We start from the raw sequence: 23,684 nt of genomic DNA on the forward strand, positions 1-23,684 counted from the left end.
ATACCGCAAAAAAAAGCCGGCAATAAATGCCGGCTTGTGTATTGTCGAGTAGGTTGCTTACTGTTTGGGCGCGGCAACCCCCATTTCTTCCAGAAGATTATCCGCGTGGTCCACCTTCTCCATCACCCACAACATATAGGCCACATCCACATGGATGGCTCTGGTGTTGTCGTTGAAGTCCCAGTCTGCATTGATACTGTCGTAGGTGCCGTCAAACACCAGGCCGATAAATTCGCCCTTGTCGTTCATGGTGGCGGAGCCTGAGTTACCACCGGTAATGTCGACGGTGGTGAGGAAGTTTACCGGGACCGAGTTAAGTTCCTTGTCGTAAAAGCGACCATAGTCTTCATTTTTAATGGCATCCAGCAGGGCCTGCGGTGCATCAAAGGGGTCTTTTCCGGTGTATTTTGCCTCGATACCGCGCAAGGTGGTGAAGGGCACAAAGCGGTCATTGCCGTCGTTACCATCGGCCGGGCCCTTGATAGTGCCGGCGGGTGGCTTGTAGCCCTTGACCAGGCCGTAGGTCAGGCGCAGGGAACTGTTGGCATCCGGGTAAACTGGTTTGCCCTGCTCTTGGTAGTAGGCAATCAGCAGGTCCATGTACTGCGGGCGCAGTTCGGAAAACTGGCCAGCGACGGTTTTATCATGCTGCTCGATGGCCAGGCGGTCGTCGTAGGTGGCTACTGCCAGCTGGATAAACGGATCGTCGCTGTTGCGGAAGTCCTCCGGGGATTTCTCCATCCATGCGAGACGGTTTTCCGTTTCGGTGAGGCCGGTGTTTTCATACATCGCATCCAGTTTTTGCTGAAGTGCTTCGCCGCTCAGTGCACCGTCAAAGATGTTGTCGAAGCTCTCCAGGTGCTTGTCTTGCGGCAGGGCGTTGTAGCGCTCAATAAAGTAAGTCCACACGGCCTGGTCAACCGTCGGCTCGAAGTTGCGCTCGATGCGCTTCATGCTTTCGCTGAAACGGGTCATGTCGCGGTCCTGGTAGCCGGGCTCGCGTTCCATGTCTGGTTTCTGTTTTTCCAGGCTCAGGCGGTAAAGGCGCTGGGCGGCACTCAGCATGGAAGAGCGGTTCATATAGCCCAGCAGCAGGTCGCGCTCCTGAGTAGATTGCTGCTCGGTAATCAGCTTTTGTAGATCGCTAATGACCGAGGCGTACTTTTTACTGGCTTCCGGGTTGGCTTCAATCCAGGCCTGCAGGCTTTTCTCCAGCTGTTGTTTGCGCTGCAAGAGGTCGCTGCGGTCGTAGCCTTCCATCATGCCGGTAAAGTTCTTCGCGTAGTTGTTCAGGCCGGCAATCTGGCTTGCGTATTTCAGTGCGGCGTCTTTGTTGTTCTCGGTAGCGCTGCCGATCACCTCGGACCATTCCGCCAATACTTTTTGCATGGTGGGGTAGTACCAGGTGAAGTTGTTGCTCACTTCTTCGGCGGTGCGGTAACGGTTGGTGCGGCCGGGGTAGCCGGAGACCATAACGAAGTCACCTTCCTGCGGACCTTTGGTGGCCACTTTCAGATGGTGTTTGGGCTTGTAGGGTACGTTGTCTTTGGAAAAGTCGGCAGGCTTGCCGTCCGGGCTCACATAAGCGCGCAGGAAGGAGTAGTCGCCGGTGTGGCGCGGCCACATCCAGTTGTCGATATCGCCACCGAACTTGCCGATGGAAGATGCCGGCGCGTGTACCAGGCGGACATCGCGAATGGCCAGCTGCTTGATCAGGTAGTAGCTGGCGCCACCGTAGTAACTGTAGACCTCACAGCGGTGGCCGGGGTCGGATTCGCAGTCGGCGACCAGTGCTTTTTCCGCATCTTCGATGGCTTTGAAACGGGCGGCGCCGTCCATCTCGTCGTTGAGCTTGCTTTTGATTTTGTCGGTGACTTCATTCATATCGACGGTGACATAAATGCGCGAACCGGGGGCCGCGGGAAGCTCTTCGTCCAGAGTCTTGGCGAGGAAGCCGTTGGCCAGCAGGTCGTTGTCTTCGGTGGAGTTGTAGGAAATCGAGCCGTAGGCACAGTGGTGGTTGGTGGCTACCAGGCCCTGGGGGGAGACGAAAGAAGCGGAGCAACCGCCGAGGCTGACCACGGCATTCATCGGAAACTGGGTAAGATCCGTCATGGTTTTCGGGTCCAGCTTCAGGCCCAGGCTTTCCAGCTTCTGGCCGATTTCTGGCAGCTGGCGTGGCATCCACATACCTTCCGTGGAGACGGTATCAGTTTGTGCTGCGGCTGCGGGTGTGCTGGTATCGGTTGCACTTGCCTGGGATTCGGTCTTGTCCGCGGGTTTGCCGCAGGCGGTGAGCAGGGCAATGGTAAGTGCCAGCCCGAATTTATGTGTGAGCTTGATGTTGTTCACAGTCATTCCTTCAACTCTATTTATAAAGAATCATGCCCCGGGGATCTTCCCGCTGGTCAAAATATAAGCGGCCGCAATTGCGGCCGGAATGCCGATACTGCCACAGAACCCCTGGCGCAAAAATGATGTGTGCGATCAGCGGATGTCTCTCTGGGGTAAGTCTCTCCCAGTGTAGAATCTGCAGCGCAAATAAATTGAGTGATGGGGACAGGCGATGTTGGAAAAGCAGGATCTGGTGGATATAGCCCGTACCGAGATGCCATTTGGCAAGTACGCGGGCCGGGTGCTGATTGATCTGCCGGAGGAGTATCTGCTGTGGTTCGCCAAAAAGGAATTCCCCAAGGGGCGGTTGGGGCATCTGATGGCGGTGACATTGGAAATTAAAATTGAAGGGTTGGAGGGGCTGGTAAAGCCACTGAAAAAACAATGAGCCCCGCAGGGCTCATTGTGTTGTGACGTTCGCCTGAAGCTTACCGGTAAACCCGGCGGCCACGGCTGTCATAGTAGTAGTGCCTTTTCTGGTTGCGGTCATACAGCCAACCACCGGCACCACCGAGTGCAGCACCTACTGCAGTACCGCCAGGATTACCGGAAATCAGGGCGCCGGTTACCGCGCCAATACCAATGCCGGTACCCACACGGCGATCGGTATCGCTCATGTTGGCGCAGCCGGCGGTTGTCAGGGAGAGCGCCAGGGCGGAAGCCAAACCGGCACGTTTGATTGTCTGGAACTGCATAAAAACTCCGTTCGCGTTTGCTCGGATATCGCTGATGGAGTGTATGGTGGGCCCGGTCGGCTCCCCACCTTTGTTGTTCAACTTCGGTCAGTGTTTTTTATGCCACTGGTCGTCGTCGCCTTTCTCGTACTGCTCTTTGACCGCGGACCAGGCTACTGCGTGGGAAATCTCCTCTCGGCTTTTGTCGCCATTCCGGTCTTCCGGATCCTCGTATTGATCCCAGGCACTATTGAAGGCCGACTGGTAAATATCCTGAGCGTGTGGTGGCAGTACACCTTTCACATTGCTGGGTAAATCAGAGCGGCTGTCGTAGGGCATGGTAGGTACTCCCATGGGGTGGGTTTGTGGCGAGTGTAGGATTGCCCTGTAGCTACCGGTAATGACGCCAGCGGCGCCCCGCGCGGCTACCTAAAAGGTGGGAGATAAAGGTGGAGGTAAGGCATGAGAAAAAAGTTTGGGAAGGGGTAGGGCGATCCTATACTGGTAACAGTCCCGGGAAGACTCCCCCATCGCGAGACGAGGTGGAGTGCCAAGAAGAAGCGGTCCGTAACCGAGACTGAACATGACCGTAAATAGACCCACAGCGGGTAACCACTGATCTGAAATTGATTGATTTCAGCGAGTGAAAGAGCGGGAAGTTTCAGTCAGCTTGATTGGGAAAATGGGGCGAAGCGGTCGATTTTATCGGCCGCTTTTCTTATATGCAGACCTTTATTCAAACCTTTATCCAGACTTTTCTTACCTGCACCACACTACAAAAGCGTGAATTAAGCGCCAGAAACACACTGGTCCATGTGACTCACCTCTCAAGACTGCCTCAGGGGGCTGGTCAAATCATGGGAGAGCGGGGTATTGTGAAAAAGTAATGACACCGCTGTCATGTTTTTATTAAAAATGACAGCGATGTCATTTGCCCGAGCCTCAGGCGGGCACCCAGAGGTACCTGTTCCCAGTAACAGACAAGAAGTACCGGCATAAAGATGTAGTTGAATGCCGCTCCATCGAGGGCAGCGAAGTACGTCGAGGTTTGACGGATACCGCAATTAGCTGCCTTCGTTGATAGATCCTTACCCATAAAGATAAAGACAAGGTGACAATCAATGAAAGGGCTCACTCCAAGCCATTGGCGCCGTGCGCTGTTAGCACTCGGTCTCGCCAGTTCCCCCGTTCTCGCCGCGCCCGGCGCGCCCACTATCGACTGGATGGAAACCAGCTTTGCCATCATCGAGGTGGATGAAGCGGCCACTGCTTACGAGCAGCTGGTCACCATCAACGATTACGCGGAAGTCCCCGTAGCCTGGTCCAAATGGTCCGGCGACCCCGCCACCACGGCTCAGTACCTGCTCAACGGCGAAGTCGTACTGGAACAATCCGTCAGCGGCGGCGGCACCCAGACTGGCAGCGCGACCCTGCAGGTTGCCGAGGGCGGCCAGTATTCACTGCAGGTGGCACTGTGTAATGACGACGGCTGTGCCACTTCAGCGGCCAAAGACATTGTGGTTGCCGACACCGACGGCAGCCACCTGGACCCCATCACCGTAACTGCCGGTGAAAATAACCAGCCGTACACCAACAGCAGCAATTCTGTGGTGGGCACTTACTTTGTGGAGTGGGGCGTTTACGGCCGTAAATTCTCCGTCGACATGATGCCTTCTTACAACCTGACCCACCTGATCTACGGGTTTATCCCCATCTGTGGTGGCGATGGCATCAATGACAGCCTGAAAGAAATCGAAGGTTCTTTCCAGGCCCTGCAGCGTTCCTGTTCCGGTCGTGAAGACTTTAAGGTCTCCATTCACGACCCGTTTGCGGCTCTGCAGAAGTCCCAGGCGGACCAGTCCTTTTCCGACCCCTACAAGGGCAACTTCGGCCAGCTGATGGCGCTGAAGCAAGCCTATCCGGACCTGAAAATCCTTCCCTCAATCGGTGGTTGGACCCTGTCTGACCCCTTCTATTTCTTTGACGATGCCGCCAAGCGTCAAACCTTTGTGGACTCTGTTGAAGAATTCATGCGCACCTGGAAATTCTTCGACGGTGTGGACATCGATTGGGAATACCCCGGTGGCCAGGGTGCCAACACCAGCCTGGGCGATCCGGCCATCGACGGCGAAACCTATCGTCTGTTGATGCGCGACCTGCGCGCCATGCTCGACGGCCTCGAGCAGGAAACCGGTCGTGAGTACGAACTTACTTCTGCAATCGGTGCCGGCTCCGACAAAATCGAAGATGTGGACTACGCAAATGTACAGCAGTACATGGATTACATATTCGTAATGACCTACGACTTCTACGGCGGCTGGAGCAACGAAGTCTTGGGTCACCAGACGGCCATGTATGCGCCGAGCTGGCGTCCGGATACCGACTACACCACCCATAACGGCATTCAGAATCTGCTGGGCCTGGGCGTTGATCCCGGTAAGCTGGTGGTTGGCGCTGCCATGTACGGTCGCGGCTGGACCGGAGTTTCCGGCTGGACTGGTAACGACCACATGACCGGTACCGCAACCGGTATGGTCAGCGGCACCTGGGAAGATGGCGTAGTGGATTACCGCGATATTGTTGGCCGTCTGGCAACTGGTGAGTGGGAAGAGTACTACGACGAAACCGCCGAAGCGGCCTATATGTTCAAGCCGAGCACTGGTGACCTGATTACCTACGACAACCAGCGCTCTGTCATGGCCAAAGGTGCCTACGTGCAGTCCAACAACCTGGCGGGCCTGTTCTCCTGGGAGATCGATGCGGACAATGGCGACATCATGAACGCCATGCATGAAAGCCTCGGCCACGGTGACGGCAACAACAACCGCACGCCGACCGCGCGCGCCGGTGGCGACCAGTCTGTCGACAGTGGTGCCAGCGTCAGCCTCGATGGCAGCAGCTCCAACGATCTGGATAATGACCCGCTGACCTACAGCTGGACTCAGGTATCCGGTACCAGTGTGACTCTGCAAAATGCCAACAGCGCTTCCGCAAGCTTTACCGCACCGTCTGTTAGCGCAGACGAAACCCTGGTCTTTGCACTGACCGTTGCCGACGACAGCAACGCCAGTGATACCGATCAAGTTGCGGTGACGGTACTGGCTGATCAGCCGAACCAGGCACCCAGTGCCGATGCGGGCGCGGATCAGATCGTTATCACCCCGGCTACGGTTTCCCTGAACGGCAGCGCGTCCAGCGACCCGGAAGGCGAGGCACTGACCTACGCCTGGACCCAGGTATCCGGCACCAGCGTAACCCTGAGTGATGCCTCTGCCGTAAGCCCGAGCTTCTCCGCTGCAGAAGTTACCGCAGAGCAGGAGCTGGTGTTTGAGCTGAACGTAAACGATGGCGCACTCAGTGATGATACGCCGGATCAGGTCAGCATCTTCCTGCTGCCGCCGGATGCCAATACACCACCGGAAGTCTCCGTACCTGCACAGGTTTCTGTACAGGAAGGTGCCAGCACCTCCATCACCGCAACCGGTAGCGATGCCGACGGTGATGCGCTGACCTACACCTGGAGTGGCATGGTCAACGGCAGTGGCGAGACCATCACTATTACCGCTCCGCAGGTTGAAGCCGACACCAACTTTACCCTCACCGTAACCGTAAGCGATGGCCTCGACAGCGCCAGTGCAGACGTGACCGTGACCGTCACTAATTCCGGTGGCAGCGGTGGTTGCGACATGACGGATCCGAACGCGGGCAACTACCCAGCTTGGGCAGCCGGTACCTACCTCGGTGGCGATCAGGTGAGCTTTGACGGTCTGGTATGGGAAGCCAAGTACTGGACCCAACAACAGCCGGGCTTCAGTGCCGGTGACTGGAAACTCATCAGCGACGTGGAAGTGCCCTGGAATGCCAGCACTGCCTACAACGGTGGTGACGAGGTGAACCACAACGGCAATCGCTACCGCGCCAAGTGGTGGACCCAGAGCGAGCCGGGCGTGTCTTCTGATTGGGAAGAGATCGGCGAAGCGACTTGTAACTAAGTGTTAAAGCAGTAAACAGAGGGCGCCACGGCGCCCTCTGTTCTTTTCGACGTTCATTTAACAACATCCTAAAAATAAATCAGGGAAATGTTATGAAAAGACAAATAGTAAGCCTGCTTGCCCTCGGGCTCTTCTCGTTCGAAGCCGCGGCAGTGGACTGCAGCGCGCGTCCGGACTGGGAGGCCAGTGGCATTTATGTGGGCGGCAATTCGGTTCAGCACCTGGGCAACGCCTACACTGCAAATTACTGGACCCAGAATAACGACCCGGTAACCCACTCCGGCACCTGGGCGCACTGGAAATACGATGGTGCCTGCGATGGCAGCTCTTCATCGAGCTCGTCTTCAAGTTCCTCCTCGAGTTCTTCTAGCTCCAGCTCTAGCTCTTCCAGCTCATCGTCCTCCAGCTCGAGCGGCGGCTCCGGTGGCGGCTCCTGTACTTCACTGCAATACGTAGCCGGTACCAGTTACGCCGCAGGCCAGCTGGTGCAGAACGTCGATCAGGAATTCCAGTGCAATATTGCCGGCTGGTGTTCCTCCAATGCGGCCTGGGCGTATGCACCGGGTGAAGGCGCACACTGGGAAGATGCCTGGAGCCAGGTCGGCAGCTGTGGCAGCTCCTCTTCCAGCAGCTCGTCGAGTGGCGGTTCCACGTCCTCGTCCAGTTCCAGCAGTTCTTCTGGCGGCAGCTCGTCCGGCGGGAACAGCGGTTTGCTGCCAAAACACGCCCTGGTGGGTTACTGGCACAACTTCGACAACGGTTCCGGTCTTTACCGCATCAGCGAAGTGTCCGATGTATGGGATGTGATCGTGGTGGCCTTTGTGGATGACGCGGGCAACGGTAATATCGCATTCAACCTGGATCCGGGCCTCGACAAGCAGCAGTTTATCGACGATGTCGCGGCCAAGCGGGCGGCGGGTAAAATCGCGATCGCTTCTTACGGTGGTGAGAAGGGCACCGTGACCCTGAACACCGAAGAAAACGTCACCAACTTCGTCAACAGCACCGCGGCGATGATCGACGAGTACGGTTTTGACGGTATTGATATCGATCTGGAATCCGGCGCGGGTGTAATGCACGGGGCACCGGTGATTCAGAACATGGTAGATGCGGTCAAGCAATTGAAGCAGCGCTATCCGGGCATGTACCTGTCGATGGCTCCTGAGCACCCTTACGTGCAGGGTGGTTACGTTTCCTACACCGGTATCTGGGGCGCTTATCTGCCGATGATCGACCAGCTGCGTGACGACCTCGACCTGTTGCATGTACAGCTCTATAACAACGGCGGCCTCGCAACCCCCTACCGCGGGCAGGCGTACGGCGCTGGTACGGTAGACATGATGGTATCGTCCGCACTGATGCTGATTGAAGGCTTCCCCCTGGGCTACGGCAATGCAGGATTCTTTGAAGGGTTGCGCCCGGATCAGGTGGGCCTGGCACTGCCATCAGGTCCAAGTGCAGCGGGTAGTGGGCACGCCACGCCTGCGGATATCAACCGCGCACTGGACTGCCTGACCCAACAGCTGAACTGCGACACGCTGACGCCGTCACAGGCCTATCCGACCTTCAATGGAGCAATGACCTGGTCCATTAACTGGGACATGCACGACGGAGGAATTTTCTCCGGACCGGTGGGTAGCCATGTACACAATCTGCCGTAACTAAGTAACTGATAAATAAATAATTTTTAAAGTTACTCGAAGAGAAGTGTTTTCAATGGGGGTGTCGAATGATGCCCTCGTTTTTCCATCAAAGCAACTTTATGGCAGAGTTTATGGCTATCTTTATGGCAAGATCCAAAACTCCACATTGAACACTAAATGACCAGCTCGGTATTAGATTTACCTGTGGGGGGATGGATGGGAATAACGGAATAGGGGCGCAGTAATGTGCAGTGTCTTTGACGTAAATGATGATGCCGGGATAGAGAGGTTCTTAGAGGAATACGGCGTACATCATCCTCAAAATATGATTTTCAAGCGACGTGCTAGGCCTACTTCTGAGGTCAGTATTGTCACCGCGCGCCACGATCAGCCCGAGATTGAAAACGCCATATGGCACTTATACCTAGAACGTGATGGTAATAGTTGGAAGCCTCACAAAAAATATTGGTCGATCAACAGCAACTGGAAAAAGCTGGGACAGCGGCCAGAGTACCGCAGGTCTCGCTGTCTAATTCCCGCCACTGCTTGGGTTGAATCTCAGAGCGGAAAGAACCCAGTCGAATTCAGCTGGGGAGAGAACCATTCTCCATTCTTCTTTTGTGGACTGTATAAGACTTGGGGGGACACGTTAAGTTGTTCAATCATCACATTAGGGGCCCATCCCGCCACTAAAAAATACCACGAAAAATCATTCCCGATGATTGCTCCACAAGATCCGAGCTTTATCGAAGAGTGGCTTTCTGGACGTGAAGACACCACGCTATTTGAGCCCTTTCTTCACCCAGATATCGTTCATGGTGAAGAACCTTTGATGGTGCAGCCTGTGAAACGAGCAACTTCTACGGAGTATTCGGGGGATAAAGAGCGAGTGGGTTAGAAATCCATCGTTACACAAAAGGTATGCTTAGGCTTCGAATTGTTGAAATGAGAATAGGAGATTATTCCTTAACTTATATCACTTTAGTGACAGCTCGCGAATCTTGGCTTTAAGCGCATTAAACGAAGGTTTCAAGCTGCTAAACGCCATGCTCCATCGCTCAGAATGATCCTTAGGTATTTCCCCCTGTGCTATTCTTTCTCCGCCAAGACCTATTGCTACCGAGGCAACCTCGGAATGTTTTTTCGTAAATTCATCAAGCTCAGATTCAGCCTCTGGAAAATAGAGAGCTACAATTGCTTCAGCTGTGTCTAAAGGCGGAAAATTTGCAATTTTGATCTCTCCATCAATCAAGCATTGATGCCTGTAATTGTGCAGCCAGATAATACATCTATAGAGATGCTGAAGTGCCTCTTCAGCCTTCTTTTTCAGTGTTTCTGATTTCTTTTGACGTTGCTGAAAGTAACTAACACCAAAACTACCTGCAATGCCGATTAGACCCCCTGACAACACTGGGATTACTGCCAATAAGGCTTTTGTCAGCTCGCTAACTTCTTCTGTCATTCAATTGCTCTCGTTCTTTCCGCAAGCCAAACAATTTAAATACGGGCCGTATTTACCAAACTTTTGGTCAACCATGCCGCCACATTGTGAGCAACAAGTCGCTTTACCATTCTGCCACTTCCGCAATCTGGCGAAGCTAACCCAAAAGAAGGCAATGGCTCCAAGTAGCAGAAGGGCTCCTGCCCAAGGGGCTGCACTCAAGCTTTGTTCTGACATCTTGGAAAACATCGAGATACCTTCGAAATGGGAAGGTATTAGATTGCCCAATACATACATAGAAGCAATTGAGCCAGCCAGTAGGGCTGCAGGGATTGCAAATAATTTAAACAACATTCGGTTTGGCATGGCTTAGGTTTCCGGGTGCAATCCTTTGGTTTGTTATTAGTTGACTCGATAGTACCAGCTGTTGGCTGATTGTCACCATTGGTATATAACTGTGTATGCATACAGTATTTGGGGGCAGATTGCCAGACCGTAGATTGCAGATTGATGGCCTAAAGCTGATCGCCTCTCTTGAGGGTGGTCAATTCTCGATTTGCCCACTTATCGGTGGCTGCCATACATATTGGTACGGAAAAAATTTAGGGCTACGGAGGGCTCTACACCTGGCCATTCTCGACGCGAGGGGAAGGGCTACACCGTGGCGCAGAATAACGATAGATGGCGAACCACTCCGAATCCGGCGTATCACCCCTATATCAACCGCGTATTATTACGAAGTAGTCCCTATTGAGCTGCAAAGGATGACTAGCTCTCATTGGAACGTTGGGCGTGGTAGGAGGCTCAGGGGGGGATTCGAGAGAAGGTAAAACACTACAGAGCCATCCAGGCGGGCTGGGCGAGGTAAAAAAGGCCAGCCATACCGCCAGCCCACGATCAACCCGAAGTCGGATATTGGTGCGCAAATTCCCTTTCTTTGCTGAAAAGTCAATAGCCCCTTGAATTATTTGTGACCGACCGGTGTCGTTGCAGCACTAAGGCTGTGGGCCATTTTTACTTATTGGCATGATTAGTGCTTGAGAAAGTGCTTGACAAAACAGCAAGAAAACGACTATAGTCTCCATAGAAGCATATGAAATTATTCTCATTCGCACTACCAAACCCATTTGCAACACTAGTATTTAGACAGCCCCTGTCTATCTGAGAGCCTCCCCTAAGCTTTCCCCACACCAACCCATTACCGAATCGCCTAACGCAGCCACAGCATTACTACACGCTGCCTGAAGGCCACTCATACAATTAGCCCATATACATTCCCCCAGAGTGCACATCTGTACGTCTGGGATTTTTCATTGGAGGAAAATAATCAATGAATATCTTTGATACCGAGAGCTTAAAGCCCATCGATCACATCCAGTGCGTAAAACAAAAACTGGAACCTATTCTCGCCGACATCGTTGAGCAGCCAAACGGTTGTATTACACACCCTGACGCGTTGAAACAGTTTCAGATATGCGGAGACCGGAAGACATTGCGTCGACATGTCTACAACGTCTGGAGTGGCGGCAATCTGCAGGATCACCAATACATCACAATGAGCTGCGGTCGTCCGAATTGTCTGAACATTCTCCATATGAATAAATCATGTTGCGGTAGTAGCGCCGCTTAACCACTGGCGACTAATCAAATCTTTTCTTCTTTGCATCCAGTAGCAGCGTAATAACCCCCTTTACGTTGGGTGCAGGAGTGGGCAGTAAGCCGCCTTCCTGAGTCGACTCTTTTCATTTCCTTTTCCAGTCACCGGGAAGGCGCAACCCATTTTATTAATAACCATTATTTAGGAGGTAGCGTCTGAAACCATCAAAATACACTCAAGTGGTCAAATACTTGAAAAAGAAACCATTAACTACCTGTGAGAAATTAGCTGAGGAATTCCAGCTAGGCCTAGGCGAAGCGTATAGCCTGCTTCTATGGTGGAGAGAAAACCGCCCGCAATCCACAGCAAGTAATACCACCACCAATAACTAACCCCATAGCTCTCTCTGATTTTTACTCGCTTCCTTTGGTCAGAGGGGCTTTTTATCGTTTTTAAAAGGAAGCGATTAATTTATCTAAATAAGAGGAATATATTATGTCGAATCCGATTCCAATCCATACTACCAATCTAAACACACTGGATTATTTCAACGAGTATTTGAAAGAGAACGGCACCACGGAGGGCATATATAAGTCGTTCTGCCTGACATTCACCAACTTACTTAATGGCGGCCAGTGGGTGAACTTTAAGCTTAGCCAGACTGTTACCTTAGGTGAGGGTAAACACAAACGCTCAGCTGGGGGGGCAGATGGTTCGACTGGTGCAGCAACATGAGTTCAAGATTACCAAAGAAAACAAGGATGCTATTACTGCACTCGCTCAAGATGAGAATTCTATCGTCACTGCTCGCAAGATTGAGGGCAAAGACCTCCACGTGAACGTAGTATCAAAATCGGCAGTCGCTAGTACAGTGGATCGCTTTAAAGAGTTTATCCGAGCCGATTTCGATAGCTTGACAGAGCAGTATGCTAAGCAGCGAGAAGAGCGAGAGAAAGAAGACGAAAAATGGCTGTCTACAGAAGACATCGAAAACCTCTTCTCAGCCCCTAATTGATTAACAACAGAAGGAAAAATAAATATGACTAACCCCAAAAAGAAACTTACCGAGCGACAAAAAGAACTATTAGCTAAGATGGGCCACGATATCTCAGAGATCGAGAAATCCACAGCCAGTAGCGGTGGTGGCAACCTTACTAAGTCGGCCCGAATCGAAAAATATCTTACCGAGCTTAACGGTAATACAGCCGAAGACACAAGCAAATCAGATGGTGAAGAAAAGCTTCTTCTAGCTGAGGTGCGACAGCTCAGAAATAAGCTCGATCAAGCACGTAAAGACAAAATGGACAAGTCAATGGATGGCCTATCGAGCAAGTCGCAACGAATCTTAAAGCATCTGGAAGAGTTCAATCGATAACCAACGAGAGTGTTAGATTTGAAAATAACCGATATAGACCCGCCATTTGTGCGGGTTTTTTATTTGAAAATATTAAGAGGGGAAATAAATGAACGTGAATGGAGAAAGCGAAACTCTGTACTACCTTGTTAGAGACAATGACGATACGCCACTTAGCCTAATTCGTACTGGTAAGTGTGCCACCACAGCAAACCGTTATTACATCACCGTAGCGGGAAAAGACGGACTGTGTAAATTCATCAAAAATGGAAAGTTCAACACTGACGAGCCGTACGGTTATCAGTTAGTGGCAGCTGGTGCTAGTAGCCCGATTGTTACCCATTGGCTGGCCCATCTAGGCACAAGCATAGATAACTATGGCAAGCTTCTAGTTCGCTCTGAGGCCGCCACAAAAGCTTCAACCGAGGATTGGTTCAAGCGGAAGGAGAAGGCCTTGGAGCTGATCGAGAATGGTGTACGCAACTCTGTGATAGCCAGCAGGTGTGAAATGAGCCCAGCCATGGTGAGTAAACTTAAGAAATCGATGAGCCTAAGTCAGTGAAAATTGCTCTTGAAGACCTTGTATTTACAGGGGCTGCAGAAGAGCGTGAACACTACCTAAGGTGATTACGTGTGTGAGGCAGCGTGAACAATCTGACAGTGCTTATTTGTTATGAAATAAGAAGCTTGTCCCCCCCTATTAAAATCAGGCTCTCCGGTATTCCAGATTCGCGAACCATGGTATGATGGAAGAGTATTCGCGATATATTATTTAAACATGCGTTATTGGTTTATATGTAATCATGTTGGCGAATACATAAACGCAGACACAAACTATTGGTGAACATATAGCAGACACTTACGTAAGTTAAACCAAGCAGCCGCAGTGCTGCTGACATTTGCATGTATGCCCAATAGCCCAGCCTCGAAAGTCGCTGGGTTTTTTGTCGTCTGTGGAAATTAACTGAAAAAGGAGGAGAAAGAACATTGAATGCGAAACAGTGAAAAAGTGACAAGGGTGACCTTGTACGTACGCCAATCAAACTTTTCGAAAATTGACAAACTTAAATTCGACAGAGACGCAACTATGTCACAGCTTATTAATGATCTGATCGAAAAAGAATATACCAAGTCCACGAGCATGGAGGAAATAAATGACAGAAAATACCCAACAAGAAATAACAACTAAAGAAAGTAAGGGATTCCGCCCCCAAAAAAAGAAGTCTGAACCGGTCCAGCTAACCAACAAAGAAGCTAGAGCCCAGTACTGGTTTAATGAGGACTACGCCCGCTGGATGGTGAGGTGGTCTATCAAAGGCTCACAATTCTACTCTGACGTATTGGACTTGATTGCAGGCGAATCTGGTATAAGCCTCAAGGGCAAACGCAAGAGAGCAATTCTCCAACTGTTCATAAACTGCTACTACACCCAGACTCAGACGCGGGGAGAGAGCGTTCGTGTGTCCTTAGACAACAATGCAAATAAATCAGGAACGGAACAGCATTATATTCTAGGTATTAGTGGAGCAATCTTGCGGGAAGTGGTGCACACGATCTCACAGGCTTCTGTATTCGATTTTAAGGAAGGTGTGTGGGTAGCAGACGGGGATAACCTCACTTCGAAGATACGTCTGTCAGAGAGCTTTATGGATAAACTAGAAGGTATATTGGTGCCTGAGTTTATCCCAGATAATCCTCCACCCGTTATTTACAAAGACAAAGACGGCAATCGATGTATTGCTCCTCCAAATAAAGCCAAATCTATGCGCGGCTTTCAGGTAGATAGAGCAAACACGATGAGCAAGGAAGCTAGCATAATCCTTGATGGAGAAGAGCTGCCTTTAACAGATAGATTTGTACAGCGGCAGTTTGCCTCAGGAAAGTGTGTAGATGATGGCCGGGAATATGGCGCTGTTTGGGAGAACACTGAAAGTTGGAAGCGGGAAACTATGCTTATCTCGGGCCATCCTGTGGTTACAGTAGACATCGTCTCTACGCACCCACTGATTGCGTACGCACTAGCAGGTATAGATATAACTGCCTTCACTGAGTCTGTCTATCACTGTTCCTTACTCGATCCAAATAACTCTTATCATAGGGCGCTAGCCAAGTCCATCTTCCTACGTCTGTTTAATGTGAAAGCTAAAAGTAAGGCTGGTTGTGTAAATAGCGTCAGAAAGTCTCTCACAAGTCCACAGGATAGGCGCAAGAGGGTAGATCAGGCATTGAAGGAAGCTAACGAGAAGATAATTAGTGAAGCCCTAAATTCAATCCCCGGTGTAACTCTCGAGATGGTGATCAGTGCACTATATGACCGTAACTCTATCTTGGCTGACACCTGGTTTTTGAATGATGGAGATAGCTGGAAAGAACTGAATCGTATTGAGAGTGACATCTTGATTGATGTTAAAGCAGCTCTAATGGATGAGGGAGTTTTGGCTCTGGGAATTCATGATGCGGTGATGGTGCCGGCGCCCTATGCTGAACTTGCTGCGGACATCTATAGACAAGCTATTTCTATGCGATTGGGCATGGAGTTCAAGTATCCTGATAAGCTGGTAGATATTAAATAGTATAACTCTATCTAAGACGGGGTTCTCTCAGGCCCCGCAGTGTATGGGCTATAGCCTTTTTTGTCTGTATATGGTGAGATTGGATTAGTAGGTTTATCTAAACTTTTCTAACGCTCACTATCACAGCTATTCAGTGATAGTCAGTTAGTCTATGCATTTTAATGTATGCGCTAACAATATTCTGTCGCCAGAGCATCAAGCTACTTTCCCGAGACTAAGTATCTCCAGAAGAATTTTAAACCTTGTAACTACCCACTCAGGTAAGAACTCTTTGAGTAAATCTTCTAGACTGCTGGATACAGTAACAACGTCTTCAGGTGTTTTTTCGACTAAAGAATTGAAAAATCTTAATTCCATTAGGAGCTGTCTTTGTAAACTGGGATCAAGTTTGGAAACCGCATTATCTACCGCAATAACTGCGTGATCACTTGAAAGTTCCATTGCCAGATCATGAATATGTGAGCAAATATCTAATGACTGGGCCTCATTAAGAGTTGTTTCTCTCTTAATACTTTTTTCTCCCGGATCAATCCGCGAAGTCGCAAGAGCTGAAGCCTCTTCAATGTAATTTCTATAAGCTTTAGTGAAGTCTGTCTCTACCATCTCGTGCACCAAGGTCATCGAATACCGGTAACAATAGCGTGTAGGCGAAGGACTGACCAAACAATTGCACTAGCGCACTATATTAAACATAGGATCTGAGCGAAATTGCTCGGAACGAACAGCATGTGGGCAATATGGTATAAGGGTAGCATCAGAAAAATTGAGATAAACACTATTACTCCCTCTCACCATATACAGACGAAAATGGCTAGAGGCCCCGCCATATCTAAGTTTGAGAGAACCCTCAAAAGTTGGAATCCGATGCACTGTTGCTTGAGATCATTGGGGGGTGATTTAACACTTCGACCTATCGGGTACAGCCCTCCATGATGAAAAATCACCCCAAATTCTCGAAGCCCCCAAGAATAGGGGCTTAAAGCAATAACACCCTATGAAATAACAGGGAAGACGATCAGGATGATTCGTGGTCGATGGCCGGGAGAGTACGTGGCGCTACGGGTGGCGGGTATACAGATGTACTTACATGTGAAGTTGATATTTATCTGTTATCGCCTGTTTTTGGTTGATTTTTATCCTGCCTATTTGTCTCAAAAGTTGTAACTAGTGATACACATTCAAAGCCCTATAAATACTGATGTTTGGATGTCTCAAAAGTCTTGATTGCTCATTCCGGTACGTCTTATAATGTTTGCATATCTTACGAGACGGATTTGGGGAAAGTTATGAAGATTGGATATGCAAGATGTTCTAGTGATTCACAGGAATACCAATTGCAGGTAGACCAACTGAAAGCATTAGGCTGTGAGAAGATCTTCGCTGAAAAAGTGAGCGGGAAGAGTACTAACAACCGTGACCAACTACAGGCTTGTATTGATTATGCGAGGGAAGGTGATCTTGTCTGTTGCACCAAACTTGATAGGCTCGCCAGAAACACCATCGATGCCTTGAAGATTGCCGATGCCCTCCAAGCTAAGGGTGTTGGATTACACCTCGAAGATTTGAAAGTAGATGTGAACTCAGATGTAGGCCGTTTGGTTTATACGACGATAGCGGCTGTAGCTGAGATGGAAAGAAAGCGTATTGCAGAGCGCACCAGAGAAGGTAGAGAGGTAGCTAAGGCCAAGGGGACTCATATGGGAAGACCTGTCTCTATCGACGCCCAGAAGGTGTTACAGCTCAAATCAGAGGGTTTAGGGGCTACAGCTATTGCTAAACAGTTGAAGATTGGTAGAGCCAGTGTTTATAGGATTCTCGACGCTAACTAATTTCACTGTCTCACATCACTATCAAGGGCTGGCTTTACGCTGGCCTTTTTTGTGCCTGTAAGGGCTTCTAAGGGGTGATTGAAAAACTGTAGAGTGAGGTATTGGGAGACAGTTTCAGACGATTCTAAAGGCTTTACAGAAGGCCTCATACGATATTTCAAAATCGTTAGGGAGCGTCTGAGGGCGGAGGGGGAGTGTGCTTAATACCTTGAGGATCATAGAGATATTTTAAATAAAAAAGCCCCAGTAAAGGGGCGATAGATAAAGGTATCAATTATAAAATTTGGTGAAACTTCTAATGAGCCTTTATAGATACCGCCATAGTAGAGCGGTTAGCTGTATCTCGTTTGTTAATGCCCAGAGAGAAGAGGTTTATGCGGGGACCTTTCCACTTTCGGGTACTCAATAATATTCCTTGAAGCCAGAAGAGGTTTCAAATTCCTCAAAAATAGGCCCACGTCTAATGTCGTTCATTAGGGACCAGTAACAATCAATTGCATACTCTGAAGATATAGATGGTGGCACTTGATATGCGTTCCCCAAAAAACCTACAGGTTTAGGTTGATAGCTTCTGTTGAATTCCGGAAGTATATATTTGTAAATTCCCCAGCAAATCTTATTGAGCATCTCGCAAATATGGCTTGCTAAGTAGATTAGAATATCTTCGTCAAATCTATCCTGAAAATCTCGGAGAACTAAAAGTGCTTGAGATTGAGTGACTGAAATTCCAGCCACCAGCAATGCTTCTTGCAAATTGCTGACTACGCCAATAGATCTTAAATAATTATGTTTAGAAATGTCACCGCACATTTTCAAGTAGGTAAGTCTCTGTACTTTTAAAGCTATGTTTTCTCCGATAGATGGAAGCCAAATTTCTATTTCTACTGTTTGTCTAAGCCACTGAATAAAGCCAAGTACGGACTCGCATAGAGGTGACTCTGATCTATCTGTAGAAAACAAAGGTTTTTCAGTAATATCCTTCAGGCCCTCCAGAAAACTGATATTTCCAACAGGGCCGCGCTTATCGGTTTTGGATAGAAAATCCACCAGCAATATGAAAAATAGCTTTCGATGAACATGACTATGAAAAATTACGTGCTGTCTACCAAACGGTCCTTGCACTTCTAAAAGTGAGTGATTGAGAAGGTCATTAAGATGGTCGTAGGAGTTCCTTAAAATTATGATTTCACGTTCCATGAGTTCAGACATTGGCATTTCGTTAGTGGATGGCCAGGATGGCATTTGCTCACCATTATTTTTCGAAAGAGTTTGATTGCAGAATAGTCGTCTATAGATTGAGGCTATCCGATACTTTGATCTTGGCATCTAACTTCCAATGCTCAGACTTTAGATTAGATAGAAACTTTTCTACATTTGGCGCATTGCTAAAACTTATTTTTACATTCTTTAAATACAAATCGATTCGCGTTTCCTTGAATACTGGCAATTCTCCGGTCTCTCTCACACTCCCAAATATCTACCGGGTCCATCTTGTTCCAAGCTTCGAGTAATCGACGTTGACTGTCAGAAAGGTTCAGTCCGTACGTCTCACTCATGTAAAATATGCACGAGCAATTTCACCTTTTCTACTGGCTGGCGGCTCTACTGCGTGTTGCTTGAAATCCACTTTGAAATTGACAGTGCCATACTGAGTGAAGCCACCACCAATTTCCGCGAATCTGTAGTTAGATCTGTCTCCATTGATCTCCCCGATTGTGGGAACAAGATTATGCATATCAGCTTCAGCCATCCTAAACAAGTCATCGCTTCTGCTGCAGTTTTTTCTTCCACCGCTCTGCCAGCATTGTCTCTGATGGCCAATAACCCAGGCTGGTACAACGTGTTCCCACTCAATGCGAGAACCTCGATTTGAATTTTTGCGTGGCTTGTAACCACAGCTTGCCCAATCTGGAATTAACTTCTTTCCTTGCCGAGAGTAGTTGCAGTCAGAGTAGAACGCTACTTGTGTAAAACCTTCTTTATAGACTTGATCGGACAGAGCTAGTTTTGCTTGTGAAAATGTAGAGATAGCTTTTTTGGATGGTGTTGGAGCTTTCGCGACTGCTCCAACTTGTTTCGCGGAGGCACGATGGCAATGGTAACCCCCTGTCTTGCGTTCATTATGACAACCGTCAGCATTGAGGCCGCCACCATGGGCAAGGCAAAGCGTGGGTATTAGGGTAAGAAGCGAAACAATCTTTAAGCGCGTGATGTAATGAGTCATCTTATGAAATTTGATTATATTGTAGGCATCAATTGTGGCTGCTAGTTACATAGCCATGGGGAAGATCTCGAGCCCCTATGGAGCCGGCTTAACTTGCTTTTCTATAATTTTTACAATGGACTCGATAGGTGAGATTCCGCCATGATCTGCAACTATTCCTGTTTGGGCGGAACGAAATAGTGAGTCAAGAGCAACTTTTCTATCTTCCTGTTCACTAAGCTTGCCTTCATTCATTAAGGCTAGGTATGTTTTAAGCATTGTCTGTCTTTCCACTGCCTCCAAGTATAAGTGAGTGTGAGTGCTATATTGTTTGGAAGCAATTTTCACTAAATAGCTGATGATAGAAATAAATAAAAACGAAGAAAATAATACGGCGGGTTGGAATGCATGAAGGATCAAATCATCTTTTGGAAAATCCTCTTGTTCAAAAAGTAGAGATGATAGTAGCGGAGACAGGCCCAATATCACTAGTAAAACAATAATTGATCCAAGCCAAGTTTGTTTGGATGATTTATGTTCGGTTTTCTTTGTGTTCCAATATGTTACAGCTGCATCTAGCTCCACCTGTGATAGGTAAGTGTCTCTGGCTGTCTCTACTGTTCGTTGACTATCTTCGAATATTTCTGAGCACTCTTTTAGGTATTCGTTTTTGGTGTTTAGAATTTTTCGAATTACTTTCAGTCCCAATCGCTTTGCTTTTCGCTTCTCTTTTATTGTCCACTGATCGTATTGTATTTCTTTCTGTGATTGCCAATCGACAAAAGCTTTTTGTCTTTCCGTACTAGTGAAATAAATATTATCTATTTCATTTCTTGTATGTTTTGCCTCTTTGACTAATCCTTCAAGGTTTTCATCGCTGCCAAAAATTTCAATCCTTTCTAAAATTCTATTTGCCTTCTGGCTGTAGGGGATGGTATCGAAATATGCTTTTCGGTGACCTATAAACCTGCCGTTCGGGGGAGTTACTGATATGTCGCTATAAGCATGCATTATCTGCGTCGTTGCGGTATTGTAACTACCCTCTTTTATTGCGCAGCAAAGATGAAGAATGTGAATGCAAATCAATGGTTCAGATTGATGGTGTTCGTTGATGTATTTCCCAACCAATCTGTTTGAAAATGGGAAATTTACATGATCCAAGACATTTTTAAGCGACTCTACTTGCGTGTCTCGTGCATCGTACTCAAGTTCAGCCCACTGCTTAGCAATCTTTTTTATCGGCTCAATTATTGGCAACACTATTTTTGAGTAAAGAAAATTGCCCAGAACCTGTGCATTAGTGTTGTGCTCGAGTCTCGTTATCCAGCTCCAGAATTTAATTTCACGATCATAAAAGTCCTGTAACTGGTGCGCAGAATCAAACCTGATTTCAAAGTTGTTTTCACCCAGTGGGAGAGTTAGTGTTTCTTGGCTTTCGTAGGGCCCGTTCTCTACTTCACTTATATTGTCTTCAGTGTTAGTCATGCTGGGGAAATTCTCTGTCCACTTTGAATAATTTTAAAAGAAAAATCCGCAAATCCTTTTGCGGCAGGTTGTTTTACATTGTGTGGCAGCCATTGGCGCAGTAATAGCAACCATTAGCGGCCTTGCCAGTGAGCTCGGGGCGCTTCATGGCTTCTTCTACTGCTGACTGACAATTGAGATGAAATCCCAGATGAAGCCAATTGTTTTGTAACGGAAGGCAGTCTCTGAGAGTGGCGAGCAACCCCGGAAATTGATCTTGACCTATGTCATGAACTTCGTGATGAGCCGGCTTGGTCAGTGTTGCGGGGTTCGGGTTGCGGTTAACAATGTAGAACGGCATGGGAAATTTCCTCGTTAGATAACTGAATATCTCAGAGGAATAGGGGGGGCTGGCTACTTAACGTACTATGCAATCAGTACGAGAACCTCAATACCCATACATCGGCCACCTATTCGGGCTGAGTTGGCTCTGCTCGAAAATGTGAACAGCGTCACGATTGTAGCGTCGTGTTAGGGGTGTGTAAACATACAGTAGTTTGTGAGCGGAGTAGCGCTTGAGCGGGGTATGTTGGCCGGGCGACTGATTAATAAATGACCGTAAAGATCGTAAAACAAACGGGTCGGAAGTGTTATGCAAAACAGCTATGAGACTATTGTTCAGAATTAAAAAAAATAGTAAAAACGGCTTCCCTATTCTTTTGCTGTATAAATATCAGGTCACCTAAGTAATTTCTAGGTCTACAGGCGAAGTGCTCACTTACAGTCGCGCATACCCACAAATTATCCACAGGTAACCCCGCAGTTATCCGCCTTGAATTACCCCTTCAACCGCATTATCTTGGTTCGTAACCGAAGGGTCACCACTATATCTAGCGGTTTGCGGAGAGCTTAACTACTAGTTGGTGAGACAGGCAGTACTTCTGGCCAGTTGGAAAGAAGAAAGCCCAAATGAAGGTACCAGCTTCAAAAGGGCTTTCGGGTGCTCCAACGAACAAAAGTAGCTAAACCTAGCAGGTGCTACTTGTGAATGCGGAAGCGGATTTTGCGCGGATAGTATTGGCAATATTTTACCAGACTGTCAAACAGTTTGTCGGATTTGCCAGCATAGTTGTCCATTTCGTCGCCTCAGTCGCAATTAGTTTCTGCTTGGCGCAGCTATCTCTCATCATCATTTTGAATTGAGGAGATTTTGCGCGATGCGTACTCCATTTATCTGTCCCCATTGTGGGGAAAGCTGCAACGTTCGTTTTGTTGCATTCATCACCACTAAAAGCGGCGAAAGGCTCTATGCAAGGCAGAGGGGGAAAAAGGCTTGGCCACTTCCTGACTGCACTTGTAACGGTAGCCTCTGAGACTACTAGTTGATAGAGGTGGGCGGGGAAACCCGCCCTTACTCATGCACTCAATACTTAATGCAATCCACCGCCGGTAACACTGCTGAAAGCGGGAATGTGTGCGTATAACGGTCAGTGATCCCAGCTCCCCGTTTTTCATGCCCTACAACCTGTTGAATCAACACTTCAGAGATGCCAGCACTACGAGATTTAGTGATGAATGTGTGTCTTACAGAGTGAAGGCTGATCTTTTCGCCTGTATCGTTTCTGTGTTCCCGCACCATACGCCTGAATATATCCGTTGCCCTGAATGGGTGTTTGGCTGGGATTGGGAATAGTTCACCTTCAACGCCCTCTATCCACTCCATAAGGCCATATTCAATCAATCTGGGGTGCACTGGTACACAGCGTCTTGCGGCTGCTGTCTTACCTGTGTGGATGATGAAATAGTACCTGTTACTGTCTGGGTCTAATTTAAAATCAGACGCCTTCAATTGAGCTATCTCTGAGCGTCTTGCACCAGAATACACTGCTATCCTGAGAAACCAAGTGAACCATTCAGGCTTAGATTCTGCTGTTTGTAATAATTCTTTGATCAGTGCGTTAGAGATGCACGCATAGCGTACAACGTCAGTTTCCCATTTAACTTTGTTAGTTGGTGATTCCGTCAATATTTCCAGCTCATTAGTTAAGAACGTGCTGAATAGTCCCTGTAGCAGTGCCAGATAGCCCTTTACCGTTTTGCTGGATATTCTTTCATCCTCGGGAACGTCCAGCTTTGCCAACTGTGATACATGGGTATTGCCATACTTCAGATTATTACGACGAGGGAGTAGGGCAATCTTGTTTAGAGTATTTTTTATATCCCTTCTGGAAATAACATTGACTGGTTTGTCCCCAGTGAAGTGAAGAATATCTTCAAACATCTTACGAAACCCTGCTTCAGCCTTAGGTTTCCATTGTCTCCACTTGGCAAACTGCTCGAACGCTTCGGACAGGATGGGGGCAGGACTGTTGAGAGTTTCTACTTGTGGTTTTTGTGGTGTTGATACCAAGGAGGAGGGGGCATAGAAATCAAATGACATTAGCGCTTCACTGAATGTAGACAAGCTTTGTACGTCCCTGTATCGCTTTAGCTGTTGGGTGAGTGGGATTGCTCTACTTG

At 48.5% G+C, this 23,684-nt stretch carries 20 protein-coding genes and 1 pseudogene; 10 read left to right on the forward strand and 11 right to left on the reverse strand.

Annotation, left to right across the window (positions count from 1 at the left end; translation table 11 throughout):
• Window positions 1-57 precede the first annotated feature (57 nt).
• Complete coding sequence (locus tag Q1A74_RS16805) at window positions 58-2,358, reverse strand: S46 family peptidase (RefSeq protein WP_299599023.1); 2,301 nt, start codon at window positions 2,356-2,358, stop codon at window positions 58-60.
• 208 nt (window positions 2,359-2,566) lie between these two features.
• Here Q1A74_RS16805 and Q1A74_RS16810 point away from each other — a divergent pair, with 208 nt between their 5' ends.
• The gene (locus Q1A74_RS16810) at window positions 2,567-2,782 is read left to right on the forward strand and encodes a DUF3820 family protein (protein WP_367275422.1); all 216 of its coding nucleotides are present in this window, start codon (window positions 2,567-2,569) and stop codon (window positions 2,780-2,782) included.
• 40 nt (window positions 2,783-2,822) lie between these two features.
• Here the strand turns inward: Q1A74_RS16810 and Q1A74_RS16815 are convergent, their stop codons facing one another.
• Window positions 2,823-3,089 carry a glycine zipper domain-containing protein gene (locus Q1A74_RS16815; protein ID WP_299599026.1) on the reverse strand — a complete coding sequence of 89 codons (267 nt, stop codon included), beginning with the start codon at window positions 3,087-3,089 and terminating at the stop codon, window positions 2,823-2,825.
• 87 nt (window positions 3,090-3,176) lie between these two features.
• Entirely contained in the window at window positions 3,177-3,407 is a 231-nt protein-coding gene (chaB, locus tag Q1A74_RS16820; RefSeq protein WP_299599029.1) for a putative cation transport regulator ChaB, read from the reverse strand.
• A gap of 782 nt (window positions 3,408-4,189) precedes the next feature.
• On the opposite strand from chaB, the gene Q1A74_RS16825 reads away from it, so the two are divergent.
• The 3 genes from Q1A74_RS16825 (at window position 4,190) to Q1A74_RS16835 (ending at window position 9,601) form a co-directional block, all read left to right on the forward strand.
• Complete coding sequence (locus tag Q1A74_RS16825; protein WP_299599032.1) at window positions 4,190-7,060, forward strand: glycosyl hydrolase family 18 protein; 2,871 nt, start codon at window positions 4,190-4,192, stop codon at window positions 7,058-7,060.
• A gap of 92 nt (window positions 7,061-7,152) precedes the next feature.
• Complete coding sequence (locus Q1A74_RS16830; protein ID WP_299599035.1) at window positions 7,153-8,721, forward strand: glycosyl hydrolase family 18 protein; 1,569 nt, start codon at window positions 7,153-7,155, stop codon at window positions 8,719-8,721.
• Window positions 8,722-8,947: 226 nt separating this feature from the next.
• A complete protein-coding gene (locus Q1A74_RS16835; RefSeq protein ID WP_299599038.1) occupies window positions 8,948-9,601 on the forward strand; it encodes an SOS response-associated peptidase family protein in 654 nt (217 codons plus the stop codon).
• A 78-nt stretch (window positions 9,602-9,679) separates the two neighbouring features.
• Here the strand turns inward: Q1A74_RS16835 and Q1A74_RS16840 are convergent, their stop codons facing one another.
• Together Q1A74_RS16840 and Q1A74_RS16845 are read right to left on the reverse strand one after the other, a co-directional pair.
• On the reverse strand, window positions 9,680-10,165 hold the full coding sequence (locus Q1A74_RS16840) for a hypothetical protein (RefSeq protein ID WP_299599043.1): 486 nt from the start codon (window positions 10,163-10,165) through the stop codon (window positions 9,680-9,682).
• On the reverse strand, window positions 10,166-10,510 hold the full coding sequence (locus Q1A74_RS16845; protein WP_299599046.1) for a hypothetical protein: 345 nt from the start codon (window positions 10,508-10,510) through the stop codon (window positions 10,166-10,168).
• Between the two features lie 1,726 nt (window positions 10,511-12,236).
• Here Q1A74_RS16845 and Q1A74_RS16850 point away from each other — a divergent pair.
• From Q1A74_RS16850 to Q1A74_RS16870, 5 genes are all read left to right on the forward strand, one after another.
• Window positions 12,237-12,476 (forward strand): hypothetical protein, encoded by a 240-nt coding sequence (locus Q1A74_RS16850; protein WP_299599049.1) that lies wholly within the window; start codon window positions 12,237-12,239, stop codon window positions 12,474-12,476.
• Window positions 12,451-12,756 (forward strand): hypothetical protein, encoded by a 306-nt coding sequence (locus tag Q1A74_RS16855; RefSeq protein ID WP_299599052.1) that lies wholly within the window; start codon window positions 12,451-12,453, stop codon window positions 12,754-12,756. The genes Q1A74_RS16850 and Q1A74_RS16855 overlap by 26 nt, the downstream gene beginning before the upstream one ends.
• A 24-nt stretch (window positions 12,757-12,780) precedes the next feature.
• Window positions 12,781-13,116 (forward strand): hypothetical protein, encoded by a 336-nt coding sequence (locus tag Q1A74_RS16860; RefSeq protein ID WP_299599055.1) that lies wholly within the window; start codon window positions 12,781-12,783, stop codon window positions 13,114-13,116.
• 88 nt (window positions 13,117-13,204) lie between these two features.
• Window positions 13,205-13,657 (forward strand): hypothetical protein, encoded by a 453-nt coding sequence (locus tag Q1A74_RS16865; protein WP_299599058.1) that lies wholly within the window; start codon window positions 13,205-13,207, stop codon window positions 13,655-13,657.
• Window positions 13,658-14,249: 592 nt separating this feature from the next.
• Entirely contained in the window at window positions 14,250-15,668 is a 1,419-nt protein-coding gene (locus tag Q1A74_RS16870) for a hypothetical protein (RefSeq protein WP_299599061.1), read from the forward strand.
• A gap of 195 nt (window positions 15,669-15,863) precedes the next feature.
• On the opposite strand, the gene Q1A74_RS16875 is transcribed toward Q1A74_RS16870, so the two are convergent.
• Window positions 15,864-16,271, reverse strand: coding sequence for a hypothetical protein (locus Q1A74_RS16875; protein ID WP_299599063.1), 408 nt, complete (start codon window positions 16,269-16,271; stop codon window positions 15,864-15,866).
• A 683-nt stretch (window positions 16,272-16,954) separates the two neighbouring features.
• On the opposite strand from Q1A74_RS16875, the gene Q1A74_RS16880 reads away from it, so the two are divergent.
• Window positions 16,955-17,497, forward strand: coding sequence for a recombinase family protein (locus tag Q1A74_RS16880; protein ID WP_299599066.1), 543 nt, complete (start codon window positions 16,955-16,957; stop codon window positions 17,495-17,497).
• Between the two features lie 402 nt (window positions 17,498-17,899).
• On the opposite strand, the gene Q1A74_RS16885 is transcribed toward Q1A74_RS16880, so the two are convergent.
• The 5 genes and pseudogenes from Q1A74_RS16885 to Q1A74_RS16905 form a co-directional block, all read right to left on the reverse strand.
• Entirely contained in the window at window positions 17,900-18,706 is an 807-nt protein-coding gene (locus tag Q1A74_RS16885) for a hypothetical protein (protein ID WP_299599069.1), read from the reverse strand.
• A gap of 176 nt (window positions 18,707-18,882) precedes the next feature.
• Window positions 18,883-19,721 (reverse strand): annotated as a pseudogene (locus Q1A74_RS16890) (endonuclease).
• A 75-nt stretch (window positions 19,722-19,796) separates the two neighbouring features.
• Entirely contained in the window at window positions 19,797-21,185 is a 1,389-nt protein-coding gene (locus Q1A74_RS16895) for a DUF6161 domain-containing protein (RefSeq protein WP_299599075.1), read from the reverse strand.
• Between the two features lie 73 nt (window positions 21,186-21,258).
• On the reverse strand, window positions 21,259-21,525 hold the full coding sequence (locus Q1A74_RS16900) for a hypothetical protein (protein WP_299599077.1): 267 nt from the start codon (window positions 21,523-21,525) through the stop codon (window positions 21,259-21,261).
• 1,062 nt (window positions 21,526-22,587) lie between these two features.
• Window positions 22,588-23,604 (reverse strand): tyrosine-type recombinase/integrase, encoded by a 1,017-nt coding sequence (locus tag Q1A74_RS16905; RefSeq protein WP_299599080.1) that lies wholly within the window; start codon window positions 23,602-23,604, stop codon window positions 22,588-22,590.
• Between the last annotated feature and the right edge of the window lie 80 nt (window positions 23,605-23,684).

It is taken from the genome of uncultured Microbulbifer sp. (assembly GCF_947504145.1).
In the GTDB taxonomy this organism is placed as follows: domain Bacteria; phylum Pseudomonadota; class Gammaproteobacteria; order Pseudomonadales; family Cellvibrionaceae; genus Microbulbifer.